The following is a 14,632-nucleotide window of genomic DNA, read 5'->3' as shown; positions in this document are numbered from 1 at the left end:
TATCATGTCAGGAATCATTGCACCATCAATTTTGAGCGCAGATTACACAAATTTGGAACGTGACGTCAAGCTTGTTGAAGCTGCTGGTGCAGAGTATTTGCACATCGATGTTATGGATGGTACTTTTGTGCCCGCTATATCTTATGGTCCAAATTGGGTCAAGCAATTGCGTCCGGAAACTGATTTAGTGTTAGACGTTCACTTAATGATTCAAAATCCAGAACGCTTTGTTGAAGAATTTGCGGATGCTGGTGCAGACATCATTGGTGTTCATGTTGAAGCAACACCACATATTCACCGTGCTTTACAAATGATTAAGAACAAAGGTGTCAAAGCAGAAGTTGTTATCAATCCAGGAACGCCAGTATCCGCAATTGAAGCAGTACTGGATATGGTTGATCAAGTACTAGTTATGACTGTAAACCCAGGATTTGGCGGACAAAAGTTCTTGCCATCAACGCTGCAAAAAATTGAACAACTACAAACATTCCGTGAGGAGCGTGGCTTTGACTTCGATATTGAAATTGATGGTGGCGTGAATAACGAGACGATTAAATCAGCATATGATGCTGGTGCAAACGTTTTTGTGGCTGGATCGTATGTGTACGATAAAGTAGATCCTGCTGCAAAAATCGGTATTTTGAAAGATTTGATTAAATAATGCAGATTAATATCTTAGCCGGTGGGCCAACGGAATTATGGCCCAAAAATTTATTTCAGGAACAAGGGATGTGGATTGGCGCTGATAGAGGTGCTTGGTATCTATACCAAAAAAATATACCAATGATCATGGCGGTTGGTGATTTTGATTCTCTAACAGATTTTGAATTAACCACAATTCAAAATCATTTAGCCGCGCAAAAAATTATTCATGTCAAGGCCGAAAAAGATGAAACGGACACAGAATTGGCCTTGATGTACGCTCAAGAAAAAGATCCCGATATTATTAAAGTATTTGGTGCTACTGGTGCACGAATTGATCACATGTTGAGTAATTTGTGGTTAATGGCTGATGAAAAGTTTGAAAGTATTGTTGAAAAAACGAATTTTATTGATAATGCAAACATCGTGAGCTATGTTACACCTGGCTTAAGTGAGATTGCAAAGTATCCTAACTCAAAGTATTTAGGATTTATGCCGCTCAATGATGTTGAGAACTTCAAAATAATAGATGCCAAGTACCCATTGACACTAACAAAAAATAAGTATAAAATGTGGTCATCGAATGAATTTATATCAAATTCAGTTCACGTGTCCTTTGATACAGGAATCATAATGATTACGCAGTCTGTAGATGGAGAAAAACAACATGGCAGTTAAAACAGTAGAAGATGCAACTTTTAATCAAGAAACAAACACGGGCGTTAGCATAACAGATTTTTGGGCAACTTGGTGTGGTCCATGTCGCATGCAATCACCTGTTCTGGATGTGCTATCTGATGAAGTCGGCGATGTGAAGTTTGTTAAAATGGATGTGGATGCTAACCCTGAAACTCCTGCTGCATTCGGTATTCGTGCTATTCCAACGCTTTTGATTAAAAAAGATGGAGAAGTTGTGGAACGCTTAACGGGATTCCATAATAAAGAACAATTAGCAAAGATTTTAGCTAAATATACAAATTAACTTGTCAAAGGGTTGAATTTCTGGTAAAATTTAATATTGTTGTAGAAAGAGCTTTTAAAAAATAAACAGCTCGAAGAAGGAGGGTTAAACATGGCAAAAGATGCTATTACTGGTGCGCGTACACGCTTTGGTAACCAACGTTCACACGCGTTGAACTCAAGTCGTCGTAGCTGGAAGCCAAACTTGCAAAAAGTTACGGTTAAAATTAATGGTGCTGCACCAAAGAAAGTTTACTTGACAGCACGTACTTTGAAGGCTGGATTGAAGAACGGTTCTATCGAACGCGTTTAAGCTAGTATTTCGTTAGCTTGCTGACGTCGTAAGACCACCATGGGGTGGTCTTTTTTATTAATAGATAGAACACCTCTCAATGCAACTTAATTTATGTATGGTAAAATATACTTAGTAAACTCTTTGTGAGGAGGAAATGCATTTATTGTTATACTTTAGGGTGTTGATAAAAGACATCTCAATATAACGATAAATGTTCTTAAATTTTATGGCAATTATAATTAAAACAAATAATGGCGATATTAGCCTTGAAAATGATGTTATTGCTACAATTGTTGGTGGATCTGCAATTGAAAATCCTGGTGTTGTTGGGATGGCATCTAAAGCAACTTTTCGCGATGGCGTTAATCAGATTCTGAATCGGGAAAACTATGCTAAAGGCGTTGTAGTTCATCAAAAAGATAGTGGTGTTGCAGTTGATGTCTACTTAGTTGCACAGTACGGTACTAAATTGTCCGAGATTTCAAAATCAGTTCAAGGTAAAGTAAAGTATAATCTTGACGCATTTTTGGGTATTCATGTTTCTGAGGTTAACGTGATTGTTCAGGGTGTTCGCGTCAGTGACTAGGAGAGATTATGTCAGTTAATTCACTAACAAAGATTACCAATGTTGAATTTGGTAAGATGATTAATGCTGCAGCGGCTGTACTTGCTGCTAATGCAGATAAAATTAATAAATTAAACGTATTTCCGGTTCCTGATGGCGATACAGGAACGAACATGAGCCTTTCAATGGCGAGTGGTGCGCAGTATGAGCGTGACTCACTAGAAACAGAAATTGGTGCCTTGGCCAAAGCTACTTCCAAGGGTTTACTGATGGGAGCACGTGGTAACTCAGGCGTGATATTATCACAAATTTTTCGTGGCTTTTCCAATAGTATGGCTGGAAAAGAAACACTATCGGCACGTGATCTAGCTGATGCATTAATGAGTGGTGCACAAGTGGCATATAAGTCAGTGATGAAACCTACTGAAGGAACAATCTTGACGGTTATTCGTGAGGCGGCAGCTAAAGCAAACAAGGTGGCTGAACAAACAGACGACATTGTTGAACTGATGGCTGCTGTTCAGGAAGCAGCACAAGTAGCTCTGGATTCAACGCCTGAATTGTTACCAGTCTTAAAAGAAGTGGGTGTTGTTGATTCTGGCGGACAAGGACTTGTTTTCGTATTGCAAGCTTTCTATCAAGTGATCAGTGGTGATTTTAATGAAGAAGATATTAAAGCACCTGATAATGCTGAGCTTGATCAAATGGTCAAGGAACTTCATGCGGGAGCGCAAGCTAGTAGCAGTTTAGATCCAGCAGATATTAAATATGGTTACTGTACTGAAATTATGGTTCAGATTGGTAAAGGCACAACATATGATCATGATTTTGATTACCAAAAGTTTTACGATTATTTAGCAGAATTAGGTGACTCTTTATTAGTTATCAACGATGATGAAATTGTTAAAGTACACGTGCATACTGAGAATCCTGGTAAGGTAATCAGTTGGGGAACACATTTTGGTTCACTAGTTAAAGTTAAAGTCGACAATATGCGCGATCAACAGCAAACAGTTATTGATGCACAACGTGCAGAAGAAGCACGTGTTGAAAAAATAGCTGCAATGCAGGTCCCAGTATCTGACACAGCAGTAATTGCCATTGCTGCTGGGGATGGTATTGCTGAACTTTTCAAAAGTTTAGGCGTTCATACTGTGATTTCTGGTGGACAGACAATGAATCCATCAACTGCTGATATTGTTAAGGTTATTGAAGATAGTGGCGCAAAAAGGGCTATTATTTTACCGAACAACAGTAATATTTTCATGGCAGCAGAACAGGCAGTTACATTAGCGGAAATTCCAGTAGAAGTTGTTAAAACACGTACAATTCAACAAGGGTTAACAGCGATGATGGGCTATAACCCTGATGCTGATTTGGAACAAAATGCTGCAGAAATGTCAGAAATGATGGCTGATGTAAAGTCGGCGCAAGTCACACAGGCAGTTCGCGAAACTAAATTTAATGGCCATGAAATTCATCATGGTGATTGGATGGGGATTATCGATGGTGACATTGAAGTCGTAGCTCACAATGTTGAATCAGCTGCGCAAGAAGCTATTCAAAAAATGATTGATGATGATTCTGAAATTGTGACAATTATTTTTGGTGAGGGAACAAAAGCTAAAGTTGCACAAAAGTTAAAAGCATTTGTGGAAGAATTAGATGACGGTCTAGAAGTCGAAGTTCACGATGGTGGACAACCATTGTATCCATTCTTCATATCAGTTGAATAATAAAAAAGACGTAAATTCAGTACTACACTGAATTTACGTCTTTTTTATTATAGCCAGCCTAATGCGCTAATAGCTGCGTATATTACTGATCCAGCCATTAAGATAACCATAAACCATGACATAATTAACGTCATTTTTTCGAGACGTGTCCGTGGTTTTTTATCAATTTTTGGCACCTTGTGCTGGTTTAACTTTGATTCTATTTCGGCTTGTAATTTTGTGTTAACCGGTCGATGGTTTTGTTCGTCAGTCATTGATATCACCTCTAATATATTACTTTCTAGTCTAACATATCTTCTAAAATAATTGAAATTTCTACGCGAATTCGTTAAAGTTAGATACGAGGTAATTAACATGCAATGGTGGATTTGGCCACTCGGTGGTTTTATTTTTTGGACAGTTGTCATTATATTTAAGAAATGGACAGCTTTAAAACAAGCATCTATTAAAACATTAGACATTATTACGATTCCTAACTGGATTGTATTGCACCAAACAATGGGTTATCTATTTGGTATTAGCTTTGTTCCTTGGTTTTTACTTGTATGGTTGGTCGTTGGGATCTTTTTAGCTTGGTTTTTATTGCAAAATAACTGGCGATGGCAAACATTTTGGCGAAGGTACTGGCAATGGAGTGGTTTATTGGCCGCAATAATTGTCATTTTGATAACAATTATTGGGTTATTCCTCCACTAAACCCCACATTTTTGAAGCGCAGTTATCCTTGATAACTGCGCTTTTTGTGTGCTGAAAATTTACTAGTTTGTGACAAAACAATAATTTGGGTGGAGTGAAGTGGGGAAATGTGGTAAATTAATAGTATAGAAATTTTAATGGAGGTGGCTCTATGTTCATGGGTGAATATTCACATACGCTTGATACAAAGAGTCGCTTAATTATTCCGGCAAAATTTCGTAATCAACTCGGTGATCAATTCATTATTACAAAATGGATGGAGAAATCACTTCGCGCTATGCCGATGGCAGTTTGGGAAAAATTGCAAGAGCAGTTAAATCAATTACCATTAGGCAAGAAAGATGCACGTGCTTTTAGACGTTTTGTTATGGCTGGTGCATTAGAAGCCGAGTTTGATAAGCAGGGACGAATTGTTGTTCCTAATAATTTAAGAGAATACGCGTCACTAGAAAAAAGTGTTGTAGTTACCGGTGTTGGTGATTCATTTGAAATATGGAGTGCAGAGAATTGGTCAGCATATACGACTGAAACTGCGGATGATTTTGATAACATTGCTGAAGGTTTGGTAGACTTCGACCTTTAAACGAATTAATAATACAAGTTTTAAGAAAGAGGGCTGCTATGCCATTTGAACATGTAACAGTACTCTTACATGAGGCTATTGCTCTATTAGATATTAAACCAGAAGGAACTTATGTCGATGCTACATTAGGTGGCGGTGGACACACTGGAGAAATTTTAAAGCAACTCACAACCGGTACACTTTATAGTTTTGACCAAGATGATACAGCTATCCAATATAACGCTGAACAATACGCAGATGAAATCGCTGCTGGTAAATTAGTTATAATTCATAAAAATTTTCGGACATTAACCTCCGCATTAGCGGATTATGGTGTGACAGCAGTTGATGGTATTGTTTACGATTTGGGTGTTAGTTCTGTGCAATTTGATGATGGTCAGCGAGGGTTCAGTTATAAATATGATGCTGAACTTGATATGCGCATGGATCAACGCCAAGCATTAACAGCTAAAACAATTGTTAATGAGTGGCCGTTTAATGAATTGATGCGTGTTTTGAGCCGTTATGGAGAAGATCGCTTCCCTAAGCAAATTGCTCGAAAGATTGAGCAGCACCGTGAAAACGCACCAATTAATACGACTTTTGAATTGGTAGACATCATTAAAGAAGCAATTCCAGCACCCGCCCGTCGAAAGGGTGGACATCCTGCAAAACGCTCATTTCAAGCATTTCGTATTGCTGTCAATGACGAATTAGGTGCCTTAGAAGATTCATTAACTCAAGCACTTGAGTTATTAGCAACTGACGGCAAAATTAGTGTGATTACTTTTCAGTCATTAGAAGATCGCTTAGTAAAACAAATGTTTCGTGAAAAATCTTCGGCACCAGAATTACCTGCTGGTTTGCCAGTGCTACCGGGGCAATTTGAAGCTGATTATGAGCTATTAACGCGCAAACCAATTTCACCAAGCACAGAAGAGATGGCTATCAATCACCGTGCAGAGTCGGCGAAACTACGTGGCATAAGAAGAAAATAGACTAGATGCTGTGGTCTTACATAAGATCAGCAATGATAAATAAATTGGAGAATATTACATGGCACAAAATGCATATCAATATACACCTTTAGCACAGCAAGCACCTTTAACAGCATCTCAGCCGCGTACTCATAGTCGTACTAAATATAAAGCAGCCGCTTGGACAAAAAAAGAGCGAATAATGGTAGCTATTGTTGCCACTGTTGTTTTGGCATTGATGGTTGGCGTTGTTTATACAAGCATGCAAACGACCAAAACAACAGCCAGTGTAAACGCAGTTCAAACCAAAATTGATGAAACTAAGCAAAATAATGACGATTTACGTACACAGGTGCAAACAGCCATGAGTAAAAAAAATCTAGATAAGGTTGCAAAAAAATATGGCATGACACTGTCTGACAACAGTGTGCGCAATATTAATCAATAATTATGAAAAACAAAGTGAGACGGATACCACACAAAAAAATCACGAAAAACGCCAAGACCTTTGGCGTTCTGCTGCTTATCGCAACGACCATCGTGATTTTAGGACTTGGTGTGCGTCTTTTTATTATCGCGGGTAATAAATCGGTAGATGGTCATAATCTTACAAAAGCCACACGTGAGGCCTTTATGGGAAAACAAAATATTATTGCCTCTCGTGGCAAAATATTTGATTCGGACGGGCAGGTGTTGGCAGAAAATACCACAGTCTATAATATGTACGCAATATTGAATAAAAATCAGAAAGATACTGATGGTAAGCCATTGTACGTAACGGACAAAGCTAAAGTCGCTCGTGAGTTAAGCAAGGTAATCAATCTAAAAGAAAAAGAAATCTATAAACGCTTGTCCAGTAAACAATTTCAAATTGAGTTTGGTACCGCGGGTAAAAACTTGACGATTTCGCAACATAATAAAATTGAGAAAATGAAGCTTTCAGGTATCTCATTTACCTCACATCAGGCTCGAACATATCCTAATGATCAGATGGCTTCGCATCTGATTGGAAATGTGAACATGGTTGAAGGTAGTAGTGGTCAGTCAACTATATCTGGCATAATGGGTATTGAAGCATCAGAAAACAAATTGCTATCAGGTAAAAACGGTATCAAGAGTTATCAGGGGCAAAAAACTGATAGCAGTAAAAGTGTTAAAAATGGAGATGACGTTTATCTCACGTTAGATTCTTCGCTACAGACAACGTTGGAAACACGAATGGATACATTTGTGAAAGCCACTAAACCAACAGCAGCAGTTGCTGTGTTAATGGAAGCTAAAACAGGTCGTATTGTCGCAGCAACGCAACGACCTAATTTTAATCCTAATGATAAATCAGATACTCCAACAGTTTGGTCCAATTTGTTAGATCAAGGAGCCTTTGAGCCAGGATCTACCATGAAAGGCATAACATTAGCTGCAGCTATTGATACTGGTAAGTGGCAGCCTAACGCAACCTTCCAGTCAGGAACTTATCTGATTGACGGAAAGGAAGTGACAGATTCTTTTGGTGATGATCAAGGACAAATGACATATCGAGAGGGCTTCTGGCGTTCATCGAACGTCGCATTTGCAAAAACAGAGCAAAAAATTGGTGCACAGACGTGGAAAAATTATTTAGAAAAATTCAAGTTTTTGCAGTCAACCCAGTCAGGGCTAAATGGCGAAGAAGCAGGGTCAATCTCGTTTTCATATGCGATTGATCAAGCAAACACAGCGTTTGGTCAAGCAATCCGTGTTACACCCTTGCAAATGATACAAGCTTATTCAGCAATTGCCAATAATGGTAAAGAAATTAGACCGTACTTTATTGATAAAATTGTCAATTCGTCTACTGGAGAAATAGTTAAACAAGGCAAAACAACGACAGTTGGACATCCCATCAAAGCTAGTACGGCAAAGCAAGTCAGAAAATATATGATAGATGTTGTTAATAAGTCGGATGGAACTGCTAAGGAATTTGATCTTAGTGATTACGGTTATCAGATTGCTGCTAAAACAGGTACAGCTCAAATCAGTGAGAATGGTCAATATTCACAGACTTATAAAGATGCTATCCATTCGGTGATGGTTCTAGCGCCGGAAAAAAATCCAAAATATATATTCTACATGGCTGTCAAGCAACCCTCAAAATTGCCTGACGGTGATATTCAACCAACAATGAGTAAACTATTTAAGCCTTTAATGCTCCAGGCTTTAAATGATAGTGATAGTGCGGTAAAATCAAAGACAACTAAACAAACAGTACCTAATGTAGTTGGGCAATCTATTTCAAGTGCAAAATCTACAATGACAAAGGCTGGATTTAGAGTTGCAGTTGTGGGATCAAAAGGTAAAATTACTAGTCAGTCATTGTTAGCTAATCAAAAGTCATTGACAAACCAATTAGTAATTTTGACTGCAAAAGGAAACACATATATGCCAAATATGATTGGTTGGAGTTTAGTTGATGCGCAAACATTTGCTAATAAAATAGGCTTCAAACTAACGTGGAAAGGTTCTGGATTTATTTCGGGCCAAAGTATAGCTGAAAACCAACTTATTGTAAAAAGTAGTGTTGTGTCAATTGCTTTAAAAGAGAAGGAGTAATGGGAGAAAATGACAGAGTATTTTTGGGCATTCACCCGTGCGTTTATTGTTACTGTAATATTCATGCCTACGGTGATCAAATTTTTAAAACAATCTAAAGAACAGGCCGTAATTCGGAAACTTGGGCCTGACCATCAATCTAAAGCAGGTACACCAAGTATGGGTGGGGCATTGTTTATCGCAGCTGCATCGCTGAGTGCACTGATTGGTAGTGTCGCTTATTCGGGTAAAATTGGATTTGTAATGGTACTTATACCCATCTTGGCAGTTGTTGCTTACGCAATTATTGGTGGCATTGATGATGCGTTGAAAATGATTCATCATGCGGATGATGGTTTCCGCTTCATACCAAAACTTTTGGCGCAAACGTTATGTGCGGTTGTCATCATGATTATTATGTGGATTATGCAAATACCACTCATATTAAATATACCGTTTATTGGTGTTTTTAATTTAGGAATCTTTTACTTCATTTTCCTGTGGTTTTGGCTTGTGGGTTGGTCAAATGCGACTAACTTAACAGATGGCTTAGATGGTCTACTAACGGGGACAAGTCTTATTGTCTATCTCGTATATACGTGGATTGCTTTAGGAGTTCATAACCATATAATTGTGATTTTTAACGCCTCAATTATCGGTGCGTTGGTTGGCTTTTTGTTATTTAACAAACCAAAAGCAAAAATTTTTATGGGCGATACCGGATCTTTAGCTTTGGGTGCTGGGCTGGCAATCGAATCAATTGTACTTGGCATTCCTTTTTCACTTTTATGGTTTGGGTTGATTTTTGTTATCGAGACCCTATCAGTAGTTATTCAAACAATTGGCTATCATTTCTGGAAAAAGCGAATTTTTCCCATGGCGCCAATACATCACTCATTTGAAAAGTTTGGCTGGAATGAATGCCAAATTGATGCCTTGTTCTGGATTGTAACTGCAATCATAGGAGTTATTGGTATTTTGTATATGAGTTAAAGCGGACATTAGCCGCGTACATATAATAGAAATCAGGTTAGTTATGCGAGCAACAGATTTTAAAAACAAAAAAGTAATGGTATTTGGTTGGGCGCGCTCAGGAAAAGCAGCAGCACAACTATTAACAAAATTAGGTAGCAAAGTTACAGTGGTCAATGGCGGCGAATTTGATGCGCAAGATGCTACTTATCGATCGTTATTGGCTGCTGATGTAACATTGATTGGCATGGACAATGCCGAAACGCTTGATAGCACATATGATTACCTGATTAAAAATCCTGGTATTAATTATGACCATCCTTTAGTGCAAAAAGCTGAAAAACTTAATATTCCTATATTGACAGAAGTTGAGATTGCCTTGAGCACTTTCAATGGTCGCTTGATAGCAGTAACTGGCTCGAACGGAAAAACAACAACTACATCATTAATTCGTGATATGTTGAAGGCTGACGGCCAAAATGTAATAACTGCGGGAAATATCGGTGTTCCAGTTAGTGAAGTGGTTTTTGATTTAACTCGAGAAGATACTTTATTATTGGAGTTATCTAGCTTCCAATTATTAGGACTACCTGATATCCAACCAGACATCGCGTTGGTTACTAATATTTTTTCAAATCATTTAGATTACCATAAAACGCGCGCCAACTATGTTGCTGCTAAATTCCGTATTACGCGTCATCAAAATGCTAATCAATACTTGGTTTTAAATGCTGATGGGCAAGATACAGAAAAGTTTAAAAATGAAACTGAGGCTCAAGTTTTAGAATTTTCTAGAACAAACCAGCATTTTCCAGTTGCATTTTCGAATGGTAATTTGACATTAACAGATGAAATTGTGATGCCTACTAAGGATATTAAGTTAGTAGGACCACATAATCAGGAAAATATTTTAGCTGCTGTAACAGTAGCTAATTTAGCCGGTGTGTCTAAACCAGCTATTCGAGAAGTTTTAAAAACGTTTAGTGGTGTAGCACATCGACTGCAATATCTGTTCACAGCCGGTGATGTTAAATACTATAACGATTCTAAAGCAACAGATATTGAAGCCACTCAAACCGCTTTGGATAGTTTTGATTGTCCAACGATATGGATTGGAGGCGGTTTAGAGCGTGGCGATGATTTGAAACGTTTGCTACCAAATCTAAAAAATGTGAAGGCAGTTATTGCTGTTGGAGAAACGCAACAAAAAATTGTAACACTTGCACGTGAGGCTGGAAAACCAGTGATTGCTGTGACTGATGTCGAACATGCTGCGCCAGTAGCTGTTCAATTAGCTTCACCAGGAGATGTAGTGTTGCTTTCTCCGGCACAGGCAAGTTGGGATCAATATAGTAGCTTTGAAGAGCGCGGTGATAATTTTGTTGCATCACTGAAAGAAACATTGAATTCATGAGAGGACTAAAATGAAAATAATTCTATCGGGTGGTGGTACTGGTGGTCACATTTACCCAGCATTGGCACTAGCTGAAGTCATTCGTAAACATGAGCCGGATACGGAATTTTTGTATGTTGGTTCAGAACGTGGTGTGGAATCAAACATTGTGCCGGCCACAGGCATGTCTTTTGAAAAATTAACTGTTCAAGGCTTTAAAAGATCTTTTTCATTAGAAAATATCAAGACAGTATCATTATTCTTAAAAGCGGTTAAAGAGGCTAAAAAGATTATTAAGGATTTTGATCCTGATGTTGTAGTTGGAACAGGTGGATATGTCAGTGGCGCTGTTGTCTATGCTGCCCAAAGGCTGCACATCCCAACTGTTATACATGAGCAAAATTCAGTGGCAGGCGTTACAAATAAGTTTTTGTCACGTGGTGCAACTAAGATAGGTGTCGCTTTTGATGCTGCGCTGTCACAATTTCCTAAAGACAAAGTATTTGTTGTAGGAAACCCGCGGGCCCAACAGGTGGCATCTATTAAGTCTAATTTTTCATGGCAACAAATTGGATTGAGCGATGAAAAGCCATCATTATTGATATTTGGAGGCTCTCAAGGGGCACCGCCAATCAATTTAGCTGTCATTGATGCTATGCAAGAGTTTAATAAAAGAAATTATCAAGTCGTTATTGTGACTGGTCCAAAGCGATATGAAAATGTTTTAGATCGGCTGACTACACAGCCAGCAGATAATGTTCGAATTTTACCGTACATTGAAAACATGCCAGAGGTATTGGCAAAAACGTCGGCTATTGTATCTCGAGCTGGTGCAACGTCTATTGCTGAAATCACGGCACTGGGCATTCCATCAATTCTAGTGCCAAGCCCCTATGTTACTGGTGACCATCAAACAAAAAATGCACAAAGCCTAGTTGATGCAGGCGCTGCATTGATGATTACTGAACCAGCTTTGTCAGGGAAAGCATTATTGCTAGCAGCGGATTCGCTGTTATTAAATGAATCTGTTAGCAAAACAATGACAGAACAAGCTAAAAATGTTGGCATCAGAGATGCTGGAGATCGTTTATACGCGTTAATATTGGATGCAATTGGTGAATAATGGAGAAAATTAAATCACAATTTATGAAGCGACGACCGTTACAACTTTGGATTAGTTTGACGGCTTTTGTTGTTTTAATTGTCGGTTTAATTTTGAGTTTACAACCATGGCGTACGATTAGTTCAGTTAACATTGATTCGAATATGTTAACCAAACAACAAGTTCAAAAATATGTTGGCCTTAACGATAAAACACCACGCTGGCGTGTTCTTGGACAAACGACTTTCATCGCGCATCAATTAATAAAAAAAGATGCCAAAGTTTATTCTGCTGATATTGATTTGGACAGTAATGTCGTTTCAATCAAAGTTGTTGAAAATATTAGTGCAGGATTTGTGAAAAAAGATGGTCAATGGTATGCACTTAACCGTCAAGGGAAATCAAAAAAAGTTGATAATCCTAACGGAAATGCACCAATTTATAGTAACTTCAAAAATAACGCGCAACTGACTAACACGGCTAAAACTTTCTCACAGTTTGAATTATCATTAAGGCAGAACATAAGTCAAATCATATATTCACCAACCAAGGACAACAATAATCGTTTGAAGATTATTATGACGGATGGGAATACAGTTTTGGCTACGCTGAAGACATTTGGGAAAAAAATGATTTATTATCCTGGTATTGCAGCTCAAATGCAAACCAAGGGAATAATTGATTTACAATATGGTGCATATTCCTACGGATATGGTTCTAAATAGAACGGCAAATGAGTGGTAAAACACCTCATTTGTATGGTACCATTAGTACTAGGTATATTTTAAAAAAATAATTTATAAAGGGGCACGACGCATGAATAATTCAGGCGTGACGGTTGGATTAGACATCGGAACTACTTCAATCAAGGTTGTCATTACACAAATGACTGGTAATCAGTTCAATGTAATTGGTGCAGGAAATGCCCCATCTCGGGGCTTGAGACGTGGTGTCATCGTTGACATTGATGCGACTGCAAGTGCAATTCGTGAAGCGATTGACCAAGCACAAGAAAAAGCAAATATTCAAATCAGTGAAGTCGTAGCTGGTGTTCCAGCTAATCAAATTAAAATTATTAATGTCGACGGTTTAGTGTCGATTGCTAATCAGAATAAAAGAATTACATATCAAGATGTACAAAATGTTGCAACACAGGCCTTGTCGCGTGGATTGCCAGCTGACCATGATGTAATAGAATTGGTCGCTGAGGAATTTGTAGTTGATGGTTTTGATGGCATCAAAGATCCACATGAAATGATTGGTGTTCGGTTAGAGATGCATGGCATTGCTTATGTTGGGCCGGAAAAAGTTTTAGATAACACACGGATGGCTATTCAAAAAGCAGGATTAACTTTACGAGAATTTGTATTAGCACCATTGGCCATGGGATCTATCATTTTAAATGATGGGCAGCAAGATTTTGGAACTGTTCTTATAGATCTTGGCGGCGGTCAAACTAGTACTTCAGTTATCCATGATCGAAAACTCAAATTCACCTTCGTCGATATAGAAGGTGGAGATAATGTTACTAAAGATATATCAACTGTGTTAGGGACATCATATATTAACGCTGAGAAAATCAAGCGAGACTATGGATATGCAGATCCTTCGCAGACTGTGTCATCTAACGAATTTCCAGTAGAGGTTATCGGCGAAGAATTTACTAAGCAATTTGACGAACAGTATCTTTCAGAGATTATCGCTGCACGTTTAGAACAGATGTATACGCGACTATTTGAGCAATTAAAGCAAATTGGTGCGTTGAATCTACCAGGTGGTTTTGTTCTAACTGGTGGCAACGCTGCCTTACCGAAAATGGTAGACTTTGCAAAGCGAGTTTTGGGTGATAATGTCCGCTTGTTTGTACCAGATCAAATTGGTTTGCGGCATCCAGCCTATTCGCGTTCGCTATCCTATGCGATGTTTGCTTCTCGTGAAAGTATGACACAACAGGTGATTAAGCAAACTATTATGCAACGTCATGCAGTTGAACAACAAACTTCCATGTTACCAGAAGAGTATGGGGATGAAGTTGTGCAACAACCTGTAGAAAGTTTTCAGTATGATGGTGAAATTGTAAATGACCCGCAACAAGGCTGGTTTGGCAAAATGCGTCAAAAACTCAGCAATTTATTTAATGAAGAATAATCGAACATTTAAGGAG

Annotated in this window: 17 protein-coding genes; 16 read left to right on the top strand and 1 reads right to left on the bottom strand. The window is 38.3% G+C overall.

Annotated features, from left to right (window positions below; translation table 11 throughout):
* Positions 1-4 precede the first annotated feature (4 nt).
* From rpe to RHP64_RS07510, 6 genes are all read left to right on the top strand, one after another.
* Positions 5-661 (top strand): ribulose-phosphate 3-epimerase, encoded by a 657-nt coding sequence (gene rpe / locus RHP64_RS07535; RefSeq protein ID WP_002815217.1) that lies wholly within the window; start codon positions 5-7, stop codon positions 659-661.
* Positions 661-1,320 (top strand): thiamine diphosphokinase, encoded by a 660-nt coding sequence (locus tag RHP64_RS07530; RefSeq protein WP_025268322.1) that lies wholly within the window; start codon positions 661-663, stop codon positions 1,318-1,320. The genes rpe and RHP64_RS07530 overlap by 1 nt, the downstream gene beginning before the upstream one ends.
* Positions 1,310-1,624, top strand: a complete 315-nt coding sequence (trxA, locus tag RHP64_RS07525; protein ID WP_025268321.1) for a thioredoxin — start codon at positions 1,310-1,312, stop codon at positions 1,622-1,624. The genes RHP64_RS07530 and trxA overlap by 11 nt, the downstream gene beginning before the upstream one ends.
* A 90-nt stretch (positions 1,625-1,714) precedes the next feature.
* Entirely contained in the window at positions 1,715-1,915 is a 201-nt protein-coding gene (gene rpmB / locus RHP64_RS07520; RefSeq protein WP_002815208.1) for a 50S ribosomal protein L28, read from the top strand.
* A 208-nt stretch (positions 1,916-2,123) separates the two neighbouring features.
* A complete protein-coding gene (locus tag RHP64_RS07515) occupies positions 2,124-2,483 on the top strand; it encodes an Asp23/Gls24 family envelope stress response protein (RefSeq protein WP_014324985.1) in 360 nt (119 codons plus the stop codon).
* Between the two features lie 8 nt (positions 2,484-2,491).
* Positions 2,492-4,198: a DAK2 domain-containing protein gene (locus RHP64_RS07510; protein WP_025268320.1), complete on the top strand. Its 1,707-nt coding sequence runs from the start codon at positions 2,492-2,494 to the stop codon at positions 4,196-4,198.
* 47 nt (positions 4,199-4,245) lie between these two features.
* Here RHP64_RS07510 and RHP64_RS07505 read toward each other — a convergent pair whose 3' ends face one another.
* A complete protein-coding gene (locus RHP64_RS07505) occupies positions 4,246-4,452 on the bottom strand; it encodes a DUF4044 domain-containing protein (RefSeq protein ID WP_014324983.1) in 207 nt (68 codons plus the stop codon).
* A 100-nt stretch (positions 4,453-4,552) separates the two neighbouring features.
* Here RHP64_RS07505 and RHP64_RS07500 point away from each other — a divergent pair, with 100 nt between their 5' ends.
* The 10 genes from RHP64_RS07500 (at position 4,553) to ftsA (ending at position 14,616) form a co-directional block, all read left to right on the top strand.
* Complete coding sequence (locus RHP64_RS07500; RefSeq protein WP_011680175.1) at positions 4,553-4,894, top strand: DUF3397 family protein; 342 nt, start codon at positions 4,553-4,555, stop codon at positions 4,892-4,894.
* Between the two features lie 151 nt (positions 4,895-5,045).
* Positions 5,046-5,477, top strand: coding sequence for a division/cell wall cluster transcriptional repressor MraZ (mraZ, locus tag RHP64_RS07495; protein ID WP_025268319.1), 432 nt, complete (start codon positions 5,046-5,048; stop codon positions 5,475-5,477).
* A gap of 38 nt (positions 5,478-5,515) precedes the next feature.
* On the top strand, positions 5,516-6,454 hold the full coding sequence (gene rsmH, locus RHP64_RS07490; protein WP_011680174.1) for a 16S rRNA (cytosine(1402)-N(4))-methyltransferase RsmH: 939 nt from the start codon (positions 5,516-5,518) through the stop codon (positions 6,452-6,454).
* A gap of 58 nt (positions 6,455-6,512) precedes the next feature.
* Positions 6,513-6,881, top strand: a complete 369-nt coding sequence (gene ftsL / locus RHP64_RS07485; protein ID WP_011680173.1) for a cell division protein FtsL — start codon at positions 6,513-6,515, stop codon at positions 6,879-6,881.
* Between the two features lie 2 nt (positions 6,882-6,883).
* A complete protein-coding gene (locus tag RHP64_RS07480) occupies positions 6,884-9,022 on the top strand; it encodes a penicillin-binding protein (RefSeq protein ID WP_025268318.1) in 2,139 nt (712 codons plus the stop codon).
* 9 nt (positions 9,023-9,031) lie between these two features.
* Positions 9,032-9,994 (top strand): phospho-N-acetylmuramoyl-pentapeptide-transferase, encoded by a 963-nt coding sequence (mraY, locus tag RHP64_RS07475; RefSeq protein WP_462785005.1) that lies wholly within the window; start codon positions 9,032-9,034, stop codon positions 9,992-9,994.
* 43 nt (positions 9,995-10,037) lie between these two features.
* Entirely contained in the window at positions 10,038-11,387 is a 1,350-nt protein-coding gene (murD, locus tag RHP64_RS07470) for a UDP-N-acetylmuramoyl-L-alanine--D-glutamate ligase (protein WP_025268316.1), read from the top strand.
* Positions 11,388-11,397: 10 nt separating this feature from the next.
* Positions 11,398-12,489: an undecaprenyldiphospho-muramoylpentapeptide beta-N-acetylglucosaminyltransferase gene (gene murG, locus RHP64_RS07465; RefSeq protein ID WP_025268315.1), complete on the top strand. Its 1,092-nt coding sequence runs from the start codon at positions 11,398-11,400 to the stop codon at positions 12,487-12,489.
* Entirely contained in the window at positions 12,489-13,193 is a 705-nt protein-coding gene (locus tag RHP64_RS07460) for a cell division protein FtsQ/DivIB (protein ID WP_025268314.1), read from the top strand. Before murG ends, RHP64_RS07460 begins: the two co-directional genes overlap by 1 nt.
* Positions 13,194-13,284: 91 nt before the next feature.
* Positions 13,285-14,616: a cell division protein FtsA gene (gene ftsA, locus RHP64_RS07455; protein WP_011680169.1), complete on the top strand. Its 1,332-nt coding sequence runs from the start codon at positions 13,285-13,287 to the stop codon at positions 14,614-14,616.
* The last annotated feature ends 16 nt before the right edge of the window (positions 14,617-14,632 follow it).

Source organism: Leuconostoc sp. XM4, from assembly GCF_055698815.1.
Note: the sequence above shows the minus strand (reverse complement) of the source record. Positions and strands in the feature narration are given on the sequence as shown.

Coding starts and splice junctions, on each gene's coding strand:
- ftsL (WP_011680173.1), top strand. CDS start 6,513: ATGGCACAAAATGCATATCAATATACACCTTTAGCACAGCAAGCACCT.
- trxA (WP_025268321.1), top strand. CDS start 1,310: ATGGCAGTTAAAACAGTAGAAGATGCAACTTTTAATCAAGAAACAAAC.
- ftsA (WP_011680169.1), top strand. CDS start 13,285: ATGAATAATTCAGGCGTGACGGTTGGATTAGACATCGGAACTACTTCA.
- rsmH (WP_011680174.1), top strand. CDS start 5,516: ATGCCATTTGAACATGTAACAGTACTCTTACATGAGGCTATTGCTCTA.
- murG (WP_025268315.1), top strand. CDS start 11,398: ATGAAAATAATTCTATCGGGTGGTGGTACTGGTGGTCACATTTACCCA.
- RHP64_RS07530 (WP_025268322.1), top strand. CDS start 661: ATGCAGATTAATATCTTAGCCGGTGGGCCAACGGAATTATGGCCCAAA.
- RHP64_RS07500 (WP_011680175.1), top strand. CDS start 4,553: ATGCAATGGTGGATTTGGCCACTCGGTGGTTTTATTTTTTGGACAGTT.
- mraY (WP_462785005.1), top strand. CDS start 9,032: ATGACAGAGTATTTTTGGGCATTCACCCGTGCGTTTATTGTTACTGTA.
- rpe (WP_002815217.1), top strand. CDS start 5: ATGTCAGGAATCATTGCACCATCAATTTTGAGCGCAGATTACACAAAT.
- RHP64_RS07515 (WP_014324985.1), top strand. CDS start 2,124: ATGGCAATTATAATTAAAACAAATAATGGCGATATTAGCCTTGAAAAT.
- RHP64_RS07480 (WP_025268318.1), top strand. CDS start 6,884: ATGAAAAACAAAGTGAGACGGATACCACACAAAAAAATCACGAAAAAC.
- murD (WP_025268316.1), top strand. CDS start 10,038: ATGCGAGCAACAGATTTTAAAAACAAAAAAGTAATGGTATTTGGTTGG.
- RHP64_RS07460 (WP_025268314.1), top strand. CDS start 12,489: ATGGAGAAAATTAAATCACAATTTATGAAGCGACGACCGTTACAACTT.
- mraZ (WP_025268319.1), top strand. CDS start 5,046: ATGTTCATGGGTGAATATTCACATACGCTTGATACAAAGAGTCGCTTA.
- RHP64_RS07505 (WP_014324983.1), bottom strand. CDS start 4,452: ATGACTGACGAACAAAACCATCGACCGGTTAACACAAAATTACAAGCC.
- RHP64_RS07510 (WP_025268320.1), top strand. CDS start 2,492: ATGTCAGTTAATTCACTAACAAAGATTACCAATGTTGAATTTGGTAAG.
- rpmB (WP_002815208.1), top strand. CDS start 1,715: ATGGCAAAAGATGCTATTACTGGTGCGCGTACACGCTTTGGTAACCAA.